This is a genomic window from Paraburkholderia haematera (assembly GCF_905220975.1).
GTDB classification, from domain to species: Bacteria; Pseudomonadota; Gammaproteobacteria; order Burkholderiales; family Burkholderiaceae; genus Paraburkholderia; species Paraburkholderia haematera.
This window is the reverse complement of sequence record NZ_CAJNBK010000044.1, coordinates 18,972-35,423: the sequence shown is the minus strand read 5'-3', so window position 1 is coordinate 35,423 and position 16,452 is coordinate 18,972. Positions and strand designations below refer to the sequence as shown.

The following is a 16,452-nucleotide window of genomic DNA, read 5'->3' as shown; positions in this document are numbered from 1 at the left end:
TGCCGATCCGGGACTGGAAAGCAGCCCTGAACCGCTTCACCATCCAGTTCGAAGAACGGCTCGTGCCGGGTTAAACACAAACCCGTTTACACAAAATTCGGGACACCCTCCAAAAGAAAGCGGCTCAAACCGCTAACTTTTAAGCGGATCCCCTGGCTTGGAGGAGGTAGTGGAGCATCTGGAATCTGTGTTATCGCACATTCAGCCTTAGTGACAAGGCCGTCATTCTTCCGGCGGCGCTGCGCGCGCCGACGCGGTGCTTCATAAAACATTCTCTGCGTTTGGCACACGCATTTTTTTGCAATCGCGGCTCATCACCTTAGGTATCCCAGGCATACCCATCCGCGACGCACGCAGTGCGGAGTGGGAGCGAATGAGCCCTTTGTCACTAACGCGGAGTGTGCGAGGACACAGATTCCAGATGCACCACTACCGCGGCTGCGCGGGGGACCCGCTTAAGAATTAGCGGTTTGAGCCGCTTTCTTTTGCCTACTTTTCTTTGCGGCAGGCAAAGAAAAGTAGGTGCCCCCCCGCACAGGGGGAACGCTAATAGACCACTAAGAAATCAAGGAAAGGCCAACGCCACAGGCACCAAGACAAAAAGCGCCGCGCAGGCAAAAAAACCCAAAAAACCACTACTCACCGTCAGGCGCCTCAACCCCATTCCGAGCCGCCTCCTCAAACCGCCGGTTCGCCTCAGCCACTTCAGCCCTGAACTGCTGCAAAGCACTCACCGCCACATCCGGCGGCGTCAAAGCCGCCCACAAAACATCGATCAACTGATCCGCGGTAGCGTCAATATCGATATGCCGATTAGCCAACGTCGCATCCCAAAGCACATGCTCCATCGGCCCGAACACCATCGACCGCAAAAGCCTCAGTGGCATATCAGCCCGAATCTGCCCAGTCTCCTGGCCCTGCGCCAACACCCGCATCAAAGGCGCCGTATACCGCCGCTGCATTTCGGTCAGCGCCTCGCTCAACTCATGATGCCGGGCACGCCCCTCCGACAACACCAAAGCACACAGGTCAGTGCCATTGACCAGCATCAATCGCAAATGCGTACGCACAATAAAAGCAAATTGCTGCCGCACAGTGCCATCACGCGGCAGCCCGGACTCGATCGCTTCAATGATTTCGTCGTACCAGTCGCCGATCACCCGCGCACATAACTCGCGCTTGCCGCGGAAATAGCTGAAGACAGTCGCCTCGGATATGCCCAGGCGCTGCGCAATCTCCGCCGTCGTCGCGCGCTCGTAACCCTTCTCGGAGAATACGTCGCGGCCCGCCTGTAGTATTTCCTTCACGCGCTGTTGCGATTTGCGCCCGGCCGGCTGGCGGCGTGAGGCAGGTAACTCAGCCTTCATGGCAACCGTCATATGAGTCCAGTTCAGATTTGTGAGGCCAATTGCCCCGGTGACGCCGATCTCATCACTGTATAGCGGCGCCCAAGGCATGCCAACCAGTTTCTGAGTGATACTCAAAAATACCACTTGACGCTTACGTAAATCTGGCGTGAAATGCGCCTTGAACGTTTCGTGCCGCGTGCGGGGTGGCGAAGGCGGCTCACAAGGCCGCCGCCATCCGCTGAGCCGCGCTCAGACGGGCCGCGCCCACCCAGGCAACCGGCCGCCAACGAACTCTGGAGACACAGCAATGCGCAACCTGCCCGGTTTGCAATTCCCGCTCGGCGAAGAAATCGAAATGCTGCGCGACAGCATCGCCGGATTCGCCGCCAAAGAAATCGCCCCGCGTGCGGCGGAAATCGACCGTACGGATCAGTTCCCTATGGACCTGTGGCGTAAATTCGGCGACCTGGGTGTGCTCGGCATGACAGTCTCGGAGGAGTACGGCGGCGCGAATATGGGCTACACGGCGCACATGATCGCGATGGAAGAAATCTCGCGCGCGTCGGCATCGGTCGGTCTCTCGTATGGCGCGCACTCGAATCTGTGCGTCAACCAGATTCATCGCAACGGCACCACGGCGCAAAAGGAAAAGTACCTGCCCAAGCTGGTTTCGGGTGAACACGTTGGCGCACTCGCCATGAGCGAACCGAACGCGGGCTCGGACGTCGTCAGCATGAAACTGCGCGCGGACAAGAAGGGCGATCACTATGTGCTGAACGGCACGAAGATGTGGATCACCAATGGCCCGGATTGCGACACGCTCGTCGTCTATGCAAAAACCGATCTCGAAGCAAATTCGCGTGGCATTACCGCGTTTATCGTCGAGAAGGGTATGAAGGGCTTCTCGGTCGCGCAAAAACTCGACAAGCTCGGGATGCGCGGGTCGCACACCGGCGAACTGGTGTTCCAGGACGTGGAAGTGCCGGAAGAAAACATTCTCGGCCAGTTGAACGGCGGCGTGAAGGTGCTGATGAGCGGCCTCGATTATGAACGCGCCGTGCTCGCCGGCGGCCCGACCGGCATCATGGTCGCGGTCATGGACGCAGTCGTGCCGTATATCCACGACCGCAAGCAATTCGGCCAGCCGATCGGCGAATTCCAGCTGATTCAAGGCAAGGTCGCCGATCTGTACACCACGCTGCAAGCGTGCCGCGCGTATCTCTACGCAGTGGGCCGGCAACTCGACACACTCGGCAAGGAACACGTGCGCCAGGTGCGCAAGGATTGCGCGGGCGTGATTCTCTACACCGCTGAAAAAGCGACGTGGATGGCCGGCGAGGCCATCCAGATTCTCGGCGGCAATGGTTATATCAACGAATATCCGGTCGGCCGTCTGTGGCGCGATGCCAAGCTCTATGAAATCGGCGCGGGCACGAGCGAAATCCGCCGCATGCTGATTGGCCGTGAACTGTTCGCCGAAACGGCGTAAGAGAGACCTCTATGCCGATCATCGAATCAAAGCTGAATCCTCGCTCTGACGACTTCCGCACCAATGCGGCGGCGCTCGAAGCGCTGGTCGCCGATCTTCGCGCGAAGATCGAGAAACTCGCGCTGGGCGGCGGGCAAGCTGCGCGCGACAAACACACGGGCCGCGGCAAGCTGCTGCCGCGTGAGCGCATCGAAAAACTGCTCGATCCGGGCACGCCCTTTCTCGAGTTCTCGCAACTCGCGGCCTATGGCATGTACCACAACGACGCACCCGGCGCGGGCGTCGTCACGGGTATCGGCCGTATCGCGGGGCAGGAGTGCGTGATCGTCTGCAATGACGCGACGGTCAAAGGCGGCACGTACTATCCCGTCACCGTGAAAAAGCACGTGCGGGCGCAGGAAATCGCCGCCGAAAACCATTTGCCGTGTGTCTATCTGGTCGACTCGGGCGGCGCGAATCTGCCGAATCAGGACGACGTGTTCCCCGATCGCGATCACTTCGGCCGCATCTTCTTTAACCAGGCGAACCTGTCCGCGGCAGGCATTCCGCAAATCGCCGTCGTGATGGGCTCGTGCACGGCGGGCGGCGCCTATGTGCCGGCCATGAGCGACGAGTCGATCATCGTCAAGAACCAGGGGACGATTTTTCTGGGCGGCCCACCGCTCGTCAAAGCCGCAACCGGTGAAGTGGTGAGCGCGGAGGACCTCGGCGGCGGCGACGTGCATACGCGGCTGTCGGGCGTGGTCGATCATCTGGCGCAGAACGACGCGCATGCGTTGGCGATTGCGCGCAGCATCGTCGGCAATCTGAATCGCACGAAACAGGTGCCGGTGGCGTTGCAGGAGCCGAAGCCGCCGCGCTATGACGTGAAGAGCATGTACGGCGTGATTCCCGTCGACACGCGCAAGCCGTTCGATATCCGCGAGGTGATCGCGCGCATCGTCGACGATTCCGCTTTCGACGAATTCAAGGCCCGCTACGGCACCACGCTCGTGTGCGGCTTCGCGCATATCTGGGGGCATCCGGTCGGGATCATCGCGAACAACGGCATTCTGTTTTCGGAGTCGGCGCTCAAGGGCGCGCACTTTATCGAACTGTGCTGCCAGCGCAAGATTCCGTTGGTGTTTCTGCAAAACATCACGGGTTTCATGGTCGGCCGCAAGTACGAAAACGAAGGCATCGCGCGCAACGGCGCGAAGATGGTGACGGCCGTTGCCACGGCGAAAGTGCCGAAGTTTACAGTGATCATCGGCGGGTCGTTCGGAGCGGGCAACTACGGCATGTGCGGCCGTGCGTATTCGCCGCGCTTTCTGTGGATGTGGCCGAACGCGCGCATTTCGGTGATGGGCGGCGAGCAGGCGGCCTCGGTGCTGGCCACGGTCAAGCGCGACGGTATCGAAGGCAAGGGTGGGGCGTGGAGCGCCGAGGAGGAAGAGGCGTTCAAGCAGCCGATCCGCGACCAGTACGAGCATCAGGGCCACCCGTACTACGCGAGCGCGCGTCTGTGGGACGACGGCGTGATCGACCCGGCACAAACGCGCGACGTGCTCGGTCTCGGCCTCTCGGCCACGATGAACGCGCCGATCGAAGACACGCGTTTCGGCGTGTTCAGAATGTGACGGAGCGCGACGAAGCGCAGGAGCTGCAACGATGCAATATGAAACGCTGAATGTCGCTTTCGCTGGCCCGATCGCCACGGTCACGCTGAATCGTCCGGACGTGCGCAACGCGTTCAATGAAACGATGATTGCCGAAGTGACCTCGGCCTTCACGGCCTTGAACGCGCGCGACGACGTGCGCGCGGTGGTGCTCGCCGCGAACGGCAAGGCATTCTGTGCAGGCGCCGACCTGAACTGGATGAAGAAGATGGCAGGCTATTCGGACGACGAGAATCGTGCGGACGCAATGCTGCTCGCGAACATGCTGGCGTCCATCTATCGGTGCAACAAGCCTGTGATCGCGCGCGTGAACGGCGATGCGTACGCGGGCGGCATGGGCCTGATCTCGGCGTGCGATATCGTCGTCGCCGTGGAGAGTGCGCGGTTTTGTCTCTCGGAAGCGCGTCTCGGCCTGATCCCGGCCACGATCGCGCCGTACGTGATCCGCGCGTTGGGCGAGCAGGCGTCGCGGCGTTACTTCACGAGCGCCGAGCAGTTCGATTGCGCGACGGCGTACCGTCTGGGCCTGGTGAGCGAAACGGTGAGCATGGAGCAACTCGACGCAACCGTGCAGCAGATTGCTGAAACACTTTGCGCAAATGGCCCGCAAGCAGTGCGTGCCTGCAAGCAGCTCGTGCAGGACATCGCCGGCCGCGAGTTGAACGAAGCCCTGATCGAAGACACGGCGTCCCGCATCGCACGCACGCGGGCGGGTGCGGAAGGCCGTGAAGGCGTCGCGTCGTTCCTCGAAAAACGCACACCGTCCTGGCGCAGTTGAAGCGCTCGAAGGTACCTATTCCGAGGCGCATGCAGGCCTTCACCAGAACAACCCAGCCCCTAATGGGACACTTCGGGACAATCACCGAGACACCTCATGTTCAACAAGATCCTGATTGCCAACCGCGGCGAAATTGCGTGCCGTGTCGCCGCGACCTGCAAGCGGCTCGGCATCGCGAGCGTGGCCGTGTATTCCGATGCGGACGCCAACGCGAAACACGTGGCCGCCTGTGACGAGGCAGTGCATATCGGCGGATCGACCGCGGCGGAAAGCTATCTGCGAGTCGAGCGCATCATCGAGGCCGCCCGCGCAACCGGCGCACAGGCCGTGCATCCGGGCTACGGCTTCCTGTCGGAAAACCAGGACTTCGCACAGGCCTGCGAAGCGGCCGGCATCGTATTCATCGGACCGCCGGTCGAAGCGATCGCGGCCATGGGCTCGAAGGCCGCTGCGAAGGCGCTGATGCATGCGGCCGCCGTGCCGCTCGTGCCGGGTTATCACGGCGACGATCAGGATCCGCAGTTGCTGCATCGCGAAGCGGATGCGATCGGCTATCCGGTCTTGCTGAAGGCGAGCGCGGGGGGCGGCGGCAAAGGCATGCGCGTGGTCGAGCGCACGGAAGACTTCGCGGCGGCATTGGCATCGTGCAAACGCGAAGCGGCCAGCAGCTTCGGCAACGATCGCGTGCTGATCGAAAAGTATCTGACGCGGCCGCGTCACGTGGAAGTGCAGGTGTTCGCGGATCGTCATGGCGGCGCGGTGTATCTGTTCGACCGCGACTGCTCGGTGCAGCGGCGTCACCAGAAAGTGCTGGAAGAAGCGCCGGCGCCGGGATTGTCCGCGGAAATCAAGCGCGAGATGGGCGAAGCCGCCGTGGCCGCCGCGCGCGCGGTGAACTACGTTGGGGCGGGCACGGTCGAGTTCATCATGACCGGCACGGGCGATTTCTATTTCATGGAGATGAACACGCGCCTGCAGGTCGAGCATCCGGTCACGGAAATGGTGACGGGGCAGGACCTGGTGGAATGGCAATTGCGCGTCGCAGGGGATGAGCCGCTGCCGCTCACGCAGCAAGAGCTGAAAATCGACGGCCATGCGATCGAAGCGCGTATCTACGCCGAGCACCCTGCTCGTGGTTTCCTGCCGTCCACGGGCACGCTCAAGCATCTGCGCATGCCGGAAGGCGTCGAATTCTCGATTGCCGCGGCCGGGCTGGGCGAACCGGGCCGCAAGGCGCCGGTCCGCATCGACAGCGGCGTGCGCGAAGGCGACACCATCACGCCGTTCTACGACCCGATGATCGCCAAGCTGATCGTGCATGGCGCGACGCGCGACGAGGCGCTCGCGCGTATGAATCGTGCGCTGCGTGCCTGCGAGGTGGTCGGGCCGCATACCAACGTCGAGTTCCTGCAACGCATTGTCACGAGCGAACCGTTCGCGACGGGCGATCTCGATACGGGCTTGATCGAGCGTCATCACGACGCCTTGTTCGCGCCCGTGAAGAAGCCCTTCAAGGAAGCCCTGGCGCTTGCCTGCGCCGCGTTGCTGACACGCGAAGGCGGCACCGCGCATGGCGCGTCGCCTTGGGATGCGCTATCGCACTGGCGTCTGAACAGCGGCTATACGCAGACGCTCGGCTGGCGCGAGGTCGAGGGCAGCAGCAGCGGAAACGAAAGTGAAGGCGTTTTCACGGTCACGTTTGCCCGCGACGGCGCCACCCAAACGCTCGAACACGACGGCGTGCGCGAGGACTTCACATGGTCGAGTGGGACGGGCGCGCACGAATATCGTGCGACGATCGGCGATGCGCGGGTAACGGGGCGCGTTTTCATCGACGTCGATACGTTCCACGTGTTCTGCCTCGGCGAGGCGCTGACCTTTGAATGGCAGAACCTGCTCGCGCATGCCGCGGATGCCGAAGGCGGCGAAGGCCGTTTGACCGCGCCGATGCCGGGCAAAGTGATCGCGGTGCTGGTCGAACCGGGCACGGTGGTGGAGAAGGGTACGCCGCTGATCGTGATGGAGGCGATGAAGATGGAGCACACGATCGGCGCGCCGGCGGCGGGCACGGTGTCGGAAGTGCTGTACGCGGTTGGCGATCAGGTCGCCGACGGGGCGCAGCTTCTGGTGCTGGATGTGGGCTGATCGCCGTGCTTGATTTTTAAGCGGGGCGCGGCTTAAGCGAGGCGCGCGTAACCGGCGGCGCGCGCTTCGTTTTCCAGTTGCCCAATCCGTTCGTAGTCCGTGAGGGGCAAGGTGGAAAAGCCCTTCAATCGTAGGCGTTTGGCGCGCCCGGGCTGTGCAAGGTGCGCCTCGTTCAGTGCCTCGCGCAGCGTCCAGATCGTCGCGGACGGCACGTTGTTCGAAGCAATCAAGGGCAAACCCGGCGACGCCGCCGTCACACCGATTTGCCGAACCCGCCGCGCCAGTTCCGGCAATTCATCGCAGACGAACGCGAACGTCACGCAGTCGATTGCGGCGACGTCGGCGCGATTGTCGATCACCGCGTGTAACGATCCAAGATGCGAACCGGTGCGCAGGACCGCGCTGAAAAACGCGCCGTCGCGCGCAAGCGGCGCCACCGCGTGGCGCAGCACGTTCATGCCGCTGTTCGAATCGTCCTGATTGTAGGCGGCCCGTGCGCCACGGCAGGCCGCAAGCGAATCGAACTGCGCCTCGGCACGTGTGACCAGCACGCTCGAATAATCCGCGCCTTCGCAGCCCGGCGCGTCGAATCGCGGCGTGGCGATCAACTGAACCTGCTCGTTCAAACCATGCATCAGAGGATAGCCGCAGGTTTGCGAGAGCAGGACGTTAGGGCGCCGCCAGAAGCCATGCAGCTCCTCGTCGGGCTCGACGATGCGGCACGCCGGCTTCACCATCCGTAAGACGTCGTCCAGCCACTCGCGCCACGCAGTGGCGAGCGCGGGCGTCACGTTGTACATCGGCAGGGCTGCGATCCAGGTCATGGACGCGATTCTGGCATACCTAATGTCTGACCATTCGGAATTCGTCGAGCCCTAGCCGCACGGGCTCGGTCTGTCTGAACGGCCATTTACACTCCACCACCTTCAATATTTCCAGCTGCGCGTTTTCGAACGCAACGAGCAAATCCATGCGCCGCTTGCTCGCGGCCCCGCAATAGGTCACCAGTGCCTCGGCACTGACCTCGAAGACCTGCACCCGATCGTCAAAACAAACCCGGAAGGCGACGGTTGCGCATTCCGTGACACAGGGCCTGAATCCCTCATCGACATAGACCGACATAGCCATCTCCTGCCACCTGCCCGAGTGATCAGGATAACCGTTTGTCGGCTTCCGGTATGTGGGAAAACCGGCATTCGGTGTGAAATTACCTCGCGCCCGCTTCACCTTAACGATCGGCAGCAGCGGGAGCGGTTCCCGGGTGTTTCTTCGTGCACGGCGGCGATCCTGAGCGTCTTCCACGGCGATTCGCGCGGTCAGGCGGGTAATGAGCCGGGCGGCAAAACGGGCGTCGCGAACTGCGGCGCAAAGGTAACGTCGGACCAGTCGAACGGTAACGCCTTGCCACTGCGCCTCACCTCGGTAATGCGAAAGCGTACGAGGCGTTCGGCCAGGGGGAAGTTAGCCAGTTCCGGACTGTCCCAGACGATCTCGGCGAGGGCCGCGATGTACAGCAGGTCGCCGCTCGCGAAGTCTACGAACAACAAGCCGGCGCGCGGATCGTGGAGCAGATTGCCCAATGTATTGAAGAATCGATTGCCGCTGAAGTCGGGCGTTGTCAGCGTGGTGGCGTCATCAACGCGTACGAATCCCGGCATGCCGCCACGATGCGAAACATCGGCGCCGCGGGCCGGGCCCGCTTCTTCGGCGACGTTCGCGCTGGCGATAAAAAACGTATCCGCGTTGGCCAGCAACGCGCGGTCTGCGTCGTTGAGCTGGATTGCCGTCTCAACGGGGGCGCGTGCGTGGGTGCCCCCGCGAGTAACGAATGTCGGCGTCCGGCTTTGAATGTACTTTGCACAGTTGCCGAAGCTTTGAGTGACCTCGAGCATGACCGTGTCGCCATCCACGGACGATACGACGCCGTTGACGCGATTGCGCCGGCGTGTCTGCGCCTGCAGACCCAGGCCACCGATCATTGCGCCGGGCTGCCAGCGGCCAGCCAGTGGATCGCCCGGTAAGACGCCGCCGTCGATCCTCAAGGTCTGTGCGTCAGGAGACGTCACAAAGCCAGGTTCGGCCGCGCGCAGGGTCGCCCATGGCTGACCGTTCGCGTCGAGACCGCCGAACACCATGAACGGCTGCTCGGCGAAAAACTGCCGATGCTGATCCGGCATCGTGCGACGAATGCCTCGACGACCGCGCGACTCCGCGTCCTCGTTTGCGCCTGCACGCCGCTGTACCACCCGTTCGGCCGCGTGAAAGGGCGATTCTGCGCCGTCCCAACCGCGCGGCGCGATGGAAGAAAGTTGAGCCATATCGACCTCTGTCAGTTACGGCGTGTGCGTTTCCCGGATTACGCGGCGAGCAGTCCCGCTTTCGTCGCCGGCATCGCAATGAAGCGAGGCAGCGCTTCGACCCGGCGCAGCCATGCCTGGATATTCGCGTACGGCTCGAGCGAAACGCCGCCTTCCGGCGCGTGGGCGATATACGTATGCGCGGCGATGTCGGCGATGCTCACGCGGTCTCCCGCAGCGAAAGCTTTGCTGGCAAGCTCCGCGTCGAGCACGTCAAATAGTTTGAGGGCAATCTTCTGCGCGGTATCGAGATTGAGTGGCGCGCCGAATACCGTAACCAAGCGGGCGGCGCATGGTCCGTAAGCGATCTGCCCGGCTGCCAGCGAGAGCCATCGTTGCACGGCGGCAGCGCCGAGCGCGTCTTCCGGCAGCCATGACGGGTCGCCGTAGCGTTTCGCCAGATAGACGAGGATTGAGTTGGAATCGAACAGGACCGTGTCGCCATCTTCAATCGTCGGCACCTGGCCGAACGGGTTGAGCTTCAGATACTCCGGGCGGCGATTGTCTGCGTCACGCATGTTCAGTTCGATCACATCAAAAGGCAGATCGAGTAACGTCAGGAACAACTTGACGCGGTGTCCGTGCCCCGAGAGGAGTGTGGTGTAAAGGCGGATAGGCTGGGCGGGCTTGGCGGCAGACATCGAAAGCTCCTGGATCGGGAATAGCCGACAACCAGCCGGCTGGAATAACCTAAGCGTACCGGTCCGCAGCGCAACCCAGAAGACTGCTAAGCTAGAAAACATAATCAATCGAAGATGGACAATCGGCGAATGGCAGATCTACGGGATGTCAATCTGAACCGCCTTGCGATATTTGTCGCAGTGGTGGAGGCGGGCTCGTTTACCGCGGCCGCGGCGCGTCTCGGACTCACGAAAACAATGGTCAGCACGCATCTGCAGCGGCTGGAACGCGAGATCGGCGCGGGCCTGCTGGTCCGAACGACGAGGCGGCTCAGCGTGACGGAAAGCGGACATGCCTTCTACGAGGCAAGTTGCAAGATCTTGCAGGCGGCCGAGGAAGCGCTATCGGCCGTTTCCGGGGAATCGGCGCCGTTGCGTGGCACGCTGCGCGTGAGTGCGCCGATCGACTATGGGACCTTGGTGGTGACACCCGCGCTGGTCGAGATGCGCCGTACGTATCCGGAACTCGACATCGAACTCGTCTGCAACGACCACTATGTGGATCTGATCGCGGAGGGCATCGACGTGGCAATCCGTCTGGGGCAACTTGCCGATTCGGGTTACCGCGCGGTGAAGCTCGGCGGATTCGTCAAATGGGTTGTCGCGAGTCCGGAATTCATCGATACGTGGGGTAAGCCGAAGACGCCGGCTGCGCTCACGGCCATGCCTCATGTCGCGTTATCCGTGTTGCCGCATCCGCTGATGCTTGAATTGCAGCGTGCGAAAGGCGCAAGGCAAAGCGTGCGGTGCGAGAATGTTCTGCTAGTGAATACGGCCGACGCAGCCCGTGCGGCAACGCTCGCGGGCGGTGGCTTCGGATTGCTGACTGACTTTTCGATCACGGCAGACGTAGCGGCGCATCGGCTGGTCCGTCTATTGCCTGATTGGGCAGGCAAGCCCAAGGGCATCTACGCGGTGTTTCCGCCTACCCGGTATCCGACGGCAAAGGTACGCGCGTTAATTGACGTGATCAGGAGAAGGCTTGAATCGCCGGTGGATGAGTAGCACCGGATGGACTTTCGCTTTCCGGATGGACGGAGTGACCAATCGGCGTCAACGCGTAGTGAGTCAGCCATTCCGTATATCCGCTAACCAGAAACGCGCCGTTGCGTTCGAGGTAAGCTTCGCGCCGCGCCTCGTAGACCCGTTTCAATGCGAACCATGGCACGTGCGGCAGATCGTGATGCACGGCGTGAAAATTATTATTCAGGAACAGCATCCGCCAGAACCACGCGGCCTCATTGATAACCGTGCGATGCGCGTAAGCCTGTGCCGCACGATGTTCCTGAAACGAGCGGATCGAACCCAACGACAACGATCCATAACCCGCGCCGACGATAAAGACCCACGCCGGGATGCCGCAGACACGTTGAAGCCACAGCGTCAGCACGGCTAACGCGGCCAGATGCGCGAGCCATATCGGCAGATCGTGCCAATCGCCGCGTTTGATTTTGCCGAGCGCATCCGCGCCCGTCGCAGCAATGGAAAAAGCCGGCCCAACCAAGAGGCGACCGACAAACGTATTGCGGAAGATGAGCAGCGCGCGAATCGCGAAACCCGCGCGTTGCCACACACGCTGACTCACGAAATAGCTTTCGGGATCGCGCTCTGGGCGCGTCAGATGCGGGTCGTCGTGATGCTGAAGATGCGAATCACGGTAGACGTCATACGGAAACCACACCGCGAGCGGCGCGAATCCCAACAGTGCGTTAAAGCGCGGCGAGCGCGTCGGATGACCGTGCAACAGTTCGTGTTGCAGCGACATGTACCACGTGCCCAACAGCGCCAGCAGCGCGGTGGTCAGCGGCAAGCCGAGCGTGCGCGCGTGCGTCGCTACGCTGAACCATCCGCCATAGATCGTGACGATCAGCAGCCACGTCGGCCATTGCGTACGCCATGTCCAGCTTGCGGCCTGGCGGGCGAGTGCTGCGCGTTGCGTGTCGTCGAGGTAAATCGCCATCGGCTGGACCGGTCGGAATGCAGGGTTAGACCGATCCTACGGACCCATTCACGCGGCTAGAACTATTTTGTTCAGCAATGCATCTGCGAAATCGTGAAAAGGCGGGGACGTTCAACCGCCGTCCGCCACCCGGCAAGCATGATCGAGCAAAGCTTCCGCCGTACCGCTGCCATTCTCGGCATCCAGGGCGCTATTCACGACGAGCCAGCCGTCCTTCTCCGCCGATGGCCCGGCACCGGTCACGAGGATGGTTTGCATGGCCATCGCCGCGCTGTCGCGGTTATCACGCGCGACGATGCGAAACGGATTGTTCGCCTGGTTGTTTGCCTGGTTGTTTGCCTGGTTGTTCGCCTGATTGTTCACCTGACCGAGCGAGGTGAGGCGCATGATCCGGTAGCGCTGGCCGCCGAGCGTATCCCAATGCCATTCACCTGGCGTGTCCCTCGCATGACGCGCGAGTGCGTCGCTCACGTCACCCTGCATGCAATCGATATGGATGTGCAACTGGTTTTGCGTGCGGCGATATTGCGAGTTGATCTCGAGGCCGAGTTGATTGTCGGGCAAGGTCCGCTTGACGGACTGCTCGACGTAAAGTCGCGACGCCCACGCGTCGCCCCAGTAGTCCGGTGCATGGGATGCCAGCACGAACGGGCTTTCTATGCCGGTCACGCGGTCGGTCGGAATCAGCAGATGCTGCGAGCGGCCGAGGATATCCTTCAGGATCACATAGCGTTTGTCGAGGTCGACGGCCGTGCACTGGCCTGGTGTGCCGGTGGCCTGTTGTGACGGCACACACCGCAAATCGACGATCTTCCAGAGCGCGTTCGGATCGACGGCGGCAAGGCGCGCACAGGCGGTGGCGGCGCAGGCGAGTGCCATCGCCGCGAAGGTTCGCAGCAGCGTTTGCCGAAAATGGGTTCGGTTTGGCGCGCTCATCGGCATGCGGATGAGCGCTTTATCTGGTGGTGTTTTCAACGGCATCGGTGGAGGCAACTGAGGCAACCTCTTTCAAGCCGTCAGAGTACCGGTGCCGGCAGCACGCCGAGCAATTGCTCGAATGCGACGCCGATCGCCAGCAGCCGCCGGTCCTCGCCGAGTGGCCCATCCAGTTCGAGGCCGACCGGCAGGCCACCGGCGGTCATCCCCGCCGCCAGCGACAAGCCTGGAATGCCGGACGTGCTGGCCGGGTCGGTATTGCGCAGGAACGCGTCCATCGTATCGATCGGCGCGGCGCCATCGATCGAGACGGTGGACGAGCCGTTCCGGTCGTCGATCGGCACCGCGGCGAGGCGCGTAGTCGGAAAGAGCAGTGCGTCGAGGTGCTCGTCAGCGAACGTCGCCGCAACGTACTGCTGCAAGCGCGGCCGCCATTGCCGCAGGGCCGCGTCGTAATGAGCGCCGAGCACGTCGGCGAGCACACCGTCGTAAATCGCGCGCACGTCCGGGCTTGCGATGCGGGCCGCCATTTCCGCCACGGTCCTGACCGGCGCATTGTTGGCGACGAGCCAGGCGAGCACGTCCTCGCGCGGCTCATGGATCGCGATCGGGCCGCCTACCTGGCCGTTCAAGGTTTCCAGTTCGCTCATCGCGACCGGCACGAAGGTGACACCTGCGGCTTCGAGCCGGAGCAAGGCGGCGCGCGCAACGTCTTCCACCTGCCTTTCGAGCCCTTCCCAGAGCGGCGTGGGCAAGCCGATGCGCAAGCCGTTCAACGTGAGCGCGGGCAATGGTCCCGCTCCGGTAATCACGCCGTCGAGCAAAGCGATATCGGCCACCGTGCGCGCCATCGGCCCCACCGTATCGCGCGTATGGCTGATCGGCACGACGGCATTCGGGTCGTGATAGCGCCGCTCGGCAGCGCCGTTACCCACTGACGGACGAAACCCCGCGATGCCTGTCAACGCCGCCGGAATGCGGGTCGAGCCACCCGTGTCGGTGCCGAGACCCGCGGGCGCAATGCGCGCGGCGATCGCGGCCGCGGTGCCCCCCGACGAGCCGCCGGGGATCAGTGTGGGGTCGTACGGATTGCGCACTGGCCCGGCATGCGTGGCGAAGTTCGTGCTGGTGATGCCGAACGCGAGTTCGTGCATGTTGGCTTTGCCGAGCACGATTGCTCCGGCATCGAGAAGCCGTTGTACCGAAGGCGCGTTGGTCTTCGGCACGAAGCCCTCCAGAGCGGGCGTGCCCGCCGAGGTCTGCAAGCCTGCCGTGTTGATGTTGTCCTTCACGACGATGGGCAAACCGGCGAGCGGCAATTGCGCTTTGGCTTCGGGCGGCAACGCGTCGAGGCGCTGCGCCGCGGCCAGCGCGCCATCGAAGTCGAGTGTGGTGAGCGCATTGAGGCTCGAGAGCGACGCCGCGCGCGCCAGCAGCGTGGCCATATAGTCGGCGGCTTTGAGGCGCCCGGACTGGATCGCGGCGACCGCTTCCGTTGCGGTTAGGGCCAACTGTTCATCGACGGTCCATGTCATTGCAGGCGTCTCCTCGCACTGAAGTGTCGCCCATTCTGGCACAGCCGGTTCAAGACCGAAGCTAAATGGCGCGAGACGGCATGCGTTTGCCGGGCTGCCGGGCTGCCGGGTTTCGGGTCAGCCGTGCGCCCCGTCTTCCGATTCTGCGCGCGAGACCGGCGCGGGAGCGCTGCTGCGGCGATCTCTTTGGACGAGATTGGGTGCGCTTGCTGCCGTTACTGGTGGCTGTCGATCCACATGCGTCCCCAGCGGAACGCATAGGCGAGCGCGTGTTCTTCGTCGAAGAAGTAATCGAGCGCGTCGAACGAGTAGGCCTGAGCCTGGCTTGCAGTGGTCTTCTCGATGGTCAGATTCGCGGCGAACAGGCCGTTGGGCAGCAGTTGCGCAACCGGCGCGACTTCGTAGCCTTTATAGCGGATGTGTGAATTCATGGTCGTGGCAGTGAGTGTGCCCGAGTGTGTTGCCAAAGAGCCGGCGCGCGGGACGCAACCCTGTGCGTCAGGCAACCGGTGAGTGAGCGGGCAGGAACCAGCGTAAGCCGTGCCGCGCAGCGGGTGAACCAATCTTTCCTCGTAAGCAAATCAACGAGCTTCGGGAACGGACTTCAGGAGGCCGGATCGGACGATAGTCGTTGAGCGTGAAGACACTATCCGGCCATGTTGGCGGATCGTCTGTTATGTGGCGCACGGATTGGAACGGGGTGGCGGCGGTGCTTTGAGGAAACCGGCCGGTAAAAACGACTTGCGAAGGATTCGCGAAGGGGCCGCAGAGGGATCGTGGATCGCAAGCGGCGATCCACGATCCGTGATGTCACACGATTCGCGCCTAAACCGCGTGCAGCAAGCGGGCGGGTTGCGCTTCCTTGACTGCATGCGCGAGCGCCGCGGTTGCCGGTGGGCGAGGCGCGTTGAATGCCAGGGCGAATTGCGCGGCCTGCTGGCCGACCGTGGCGAGCTGATCGACCACCTTGGCGTCGGAACAGGTGTCGACGGTGTCGAAGCGCGTTTCCAGCGTGTTGATCCCGGCGCCGAACGGCGTGGGCCAGCCGCGCAACGCGTGGACGATCGAGCGCAGCGATGTCAGCACCGAGCCGGCAGCCTGCCAGCCATAAGCCGTGACGATACAGCCGACCGCGCGGCCATCCAGATACGGCCGCTCGTCGGCGCGCAGTTCCTCCAGCGTGTCCAGCGCGTTCTTGACGAGGCCCGAGACGCCGCCGTGGTAGCCGGGTGTCGCGATGATCAGCGCGTCCGCGTGGCGCACGGCCTCGATCAGTTCGAGCTGTTCGTCGGTGCGGCGAGGGTCTTCCGGGGCATAGTGGGGCAGGCTATGCAGGAAGGTACCGCCAAACAGGCGGGTGGTCGCGCCCGCGGCTTGTGCGCCGCGCAGCGCAAAGCCGAGCGCGCGCTCGGTCGACGACGCCGCGCGGGTCGTGCCGCCGATGCCAATGACAAGCGGCCGGCGCTGATGATCGAAACTGGTCAACGAAATACTCCTTCGGTAGCGGCTCACGGAACGCTGGCGCGGGGCTGCGCAGAGCGGAACCGGGGCGAACCGGACTTTGA

General features: G+C 62.9%; 15 protein-coding genes. 5 read left to right on the top strand and 10 right to left on the bottom strand.

Annotated features, from left to right (window positions below):
* Positions 1 to 635: 635 nt before the first annotated feature.
* Positions 636 to 1,379, bottom strand: coding sequence for a TetR/AcrR family transcriptional regulator (locus KHO23_RS33800; RefSeq protein ID WP_211617332.1), 744 nt, complete (start codon positions 1,377 to 1,379; stop codon positions 636 to 638).
* 277 nt (positions 1,380 to 1,656) lie between these two features.
* Here KHO23_RS33800 and KHO23_RS33795 point away from each other — a divergent pair, with 277 nt between their 5' ends.
* From KHO23_RS33795 to KHO23_RS33780, 4 genes are all read left to right on the top strand, one after another.
* Positions 1,657 to 2,838, top strand: a complete 1,182-nt coding sequence (locus KHO23_RS33795; protein WP_211617327.1) for an isovaleryl-CoA dehydrogenase — start codon at positions 1,657 to 1,659, stop codon at positions 2,836 to 2,838.
* Between the two features lie 11 nt (positions 2,839 to 2,849).
* Positions 2,850 to 4,457: a carboxyl transferase domain-containing protein gene (locus KHO23_RS33790; RefSeq protein WP_211617325.1), complete on the top strand. Its 1,608-nt coding sequence runs from the start codon at positions 2,850 to 2,852 to the stop codon at positions 4,455 to 4,457.
* A gap of 31 nt (positions 4,458 to 4,488) precedes the next feature.
* The gene (locus KHO23_RS33785) at positions 4,489 to 5,274 is read left to right on the top strand and encodes an enoyl-CoA hydratase/isomerase family protein (protein WP_211617323.1); all 786 of its coding nucleotides are present in this window, start codon (positions 4,489 to 4,491) and stop codon (positions 5,272 to 5,274) included.
* A gap of 96 nt (positions 5,275 to 5,370) precedes the next feature.
* Positions 5,371 to 7,419 (top strand): acetyl/propionyl/methylcrotonyl-CoA carboxylase subunit alpha, encoded by a 2,049-nt coding sequence (locus tag KHO23_RS33780; RefSeq protein ID WP_211617321.1) that lies wholly within the window; start codon positions 5,371 to 5,373, stop codon positions 7,417 to 7,419.
* 32 nt (positions 7,420 to 7,451) lie between these two features.
* On the opposite strand, the gene KHO23_RS33775 is transcribed toward KHO23_RS33780, so the two are convergent.
* From KHO23_RS33775 to KHO23_RS33760, 4 genes are all read right to left on the bottom strand, one after another.
* On the bottom strand, positions 7,452 to 8,243 hold the full coding sequence (locus tag KHO23_RS33775) for a phosphate/phosphite/phosphonate ABC transporter substrate-binding protein (RefSeq protein WP_211617319.1): 792 nt from the start codon (positions 8,241 to 8,243) through the stop codon (positions 7,452 to 7,454).
* Positions 8,244 to 8,262: 19 nt separating this feature from the next.
* Positions 8,263 to 8,541, bottom strand: a complete 279-nt coding sequence (locus tag KHO23_RS33770; RefSeq protein WP_211617317.1) for a DUF1488 family protein — start codon at positions 8,539 to 8,541, stop codon at positions 8,263 to 8,265.
* A 194-nt stretch (positions 8,542 to 8,735) separates the two neighbouring features.
* Positions 8,736 to 9,737 carry a pyridoxamine 5'-phosphate oxidase family protein gene (locus tag KHO23_RS33765; RefSeq protein WP_211617316.1) on the bottom strand — a complete coding sequence of 334 codons (1,002 nt, stop codon included), beginning with the start codon at positions 9,735 to 9,737 and terminating at the stop codon, positions 8,736 to 8,738.
* A gap of 38 nt (positions 9,738 to 9,775) precedes the next feature.
* Positions 9,776 to 10,417 carry a glutathione S-transferase family protein gene (locus KHO23_RS33760; protein WP_211617314.1) on the bottom strand — a complete coding sequence of 214 codons (642 nt, stop codon included), beginning with the start codon at positions 10,415 to 10,417 and terminating at the stop codon, positions 9,776 to 9,778.
* Positions 10,418 to 10,546: 129 nt separating this feature from the next.
* Here KHO23_RS33760 and KHO23_RS33755 point away from each other — a divergent pair, with 129 nt between their 5' ends.
* Positions 10,547 to 11,461 (top strand): LysR family transcriptional regulator, encoded by a 915-nt coding sequence (locus tag KHO23_RS33755; protein ID WP_211617312.1) that lies wholly within the window; start codon positions 10,547 to 10,549, stop codon positions 11,459 to 11,461.
* Here KHO23_RS33755 and KHO23_RS33750 read toward each other — a convergent pair.
* The 5 genes from KHO23_RS33750 to KHO23_RS33730 form a co-directional block, all read right to left on the bottom strand.
* The gene (locus KHO23_RS33750) at positions 11,427 to 12,416 is read right to left on the bottom strand and encodes a fatty acid desaturase (protein WP_211617309.1); all 990 of its coding nucleotides are present in this window, start codon (positions 12,414 to 12,416) and stop codon (positions 11,427 to 11,429) included. The genes KHO23_RS33755 and KHO23_RS33750 overlap by 35 nt on opposite strands.
* Before the next feature lie 111 nt (positions 12,417 to 12,527).
* Positions 12,528 to 13,352, bottom strand: a complete 825-nt coding sequence (locus KHO23_RS33745) for a CDP-diacylglycerol diphosphatase (RefSeq protein ID WP_236067087.1) — start codon at positions 13,350 to 13,352, stop codon at positions 12,528 to 12,530.
* An 80-nt stretch (positions 13,353 to 13,432) separates the two neighbouring features.
* On the bottom strand, positions 13,433 to 14,887 hold the full coding sequence (iaaH, locus tag KHO23_RS33740; RefSeq protein WP_211617307.1) for an indoleacetamide hydrolase: 1,455 nt from the start codon (positions 14,885 to 14,887) through the stop codon (positions 13,433 to 13,435).
* A gap of 215 nt (positions 14,888 to 15,102) precedes the next feature.
* Positions 15,103 to 15,318 carry a transcriptional regulator gene (locus KHO23_RS33735; protein WP_211617305.1) on the bottom strand — a complete coding sequence of 72 codons (216 nt, stop codon included), beginning with the start codon at positions 15,316 to 15,318 and terminating at the stop codon, positions 15,103 to 15,105.
* Between the two features lie 394 nt (positions 15,319 to 15,712).
* Positions 15,713 to 16,372: an NADPH-dependent FMN reductase gene (locus KHO23_RS33730; protein WP_211617303.1), complete on the bottom strand. Its 660-nt coding sequence runs from the start codon at positions 16,370 to 16,372 to the stop codon at positions 15,713 to 15,715.
* Between the last annotated feature and the right edge of the window lie 80 nt (positions 16,373 to 16,452).

What these genes read in the sequence shown, in the direction of transcription:
- KHO23_RS33770 (WP_211617317.1), bottom strand. Translation starts at nt 8,541, where the DNA reads ATGTCGGTCTATGTCGATGAGGGATTCAGGCCCTGTGTCACGGAATGC.
- KHO23_RS33765 (WP_211617316.1), bottom strand. Translation starts at nt 9,737, where the DNA reads ATGGCTCAACTTTCTTCCATCGCGCCGCGCGGTTGGGACGGCGCAGAA.
- KHO23_RS33800 (WP_211617332.1), bottom strand. Translation starts at nt 1,379, where the DNA reads ATGACGGTTGCCATGAAGGCTGAGTTACCTGCCTCACGCCGCCAGCCG.
- KHO23_RS33795 (WP_211617327.1), top strand. Translation starts at nt 1,657, where the DNA reads ATGCGCAACCTGCCCGGTTTGCAATTCCCGCTCGGCGAAGAAATCGAA.
- KHO23_RS33760 (WP_211617314.1), bottom strand. Translation starts at nt 10,417, where the DNA reads ATGTCTGCCGCCAAGCCCGCCCAGCCTATCCGCCTTTACACCACACTC.
- KHO23_RS33780 (WP_211617321.1), top strand. Translation starts at nt 5,371, where the DNA reads ATGTTCAACAAGATCCTGATTGCCAACCGCGGCGAAATTGCGTGCCGT.
- iaaH (WP_211617307.1), bottom strand. Translation starts at nt 14,887, where the DNA reads ATGACATGGACCGTCGATGAACAGTTGGCCCTAACCGCAACGGAAGCG.
- KHO23_RS33735 (WP_211617305.1), bottom strand. Translation starts at nt 15,318, where the DNA reads ATGAATTCACACATCCGCTATAAAGGCTACGAAGTCGCGCCGGTTGCG.
- KHO23_RS33790 (WP_211617325.1), top strand. Translation starts at nt 2,850, where the DNA reads ATGCCGATCATCGAATCAAAGCTGAATCCTCGCTCTGACGACTTCCGC.
- KHO23_RS33785 (WP_211617323.1), top strand. Translation starts at nt 4,489, where the DNA reads ATGCAATATGAAACGCTGAATGTCGCTTTCGCTGGCCCGATCGCCACG.
- KHO23_RS33755 (WP_211617312.1), top strand. Translation starts at nt 10,547, where the DNA reads ATGGCAGATCTACGGGATGTCAATCTGAACCGCCTTGCGATATTTGTC.
- KHO23_RS33750 (WP_211617309.1), bottom strand. Translation starts at nt 12,416, where the DNA reads ATGGCGATTTACCTCGACGACACGCAACGCGCAGCACTCGCCCGCCAG.
- KHO23_RS33745 (WP_236067087.1), bottom strand. Translation starts at nt 13,352, where the DNA reads ATGAGCGCGCCAAACCGAACCCATTTTCGGCAAACGCTGCTGCGAACC.
- KHO23_RS33775 (WP_211617319.1), bottom strand. Translation starts at nt 8,243, where the DNA reads ATGACCTGGATCGCAGCCCTGCCGATGTACAACGTGACGCCCGCGCTC.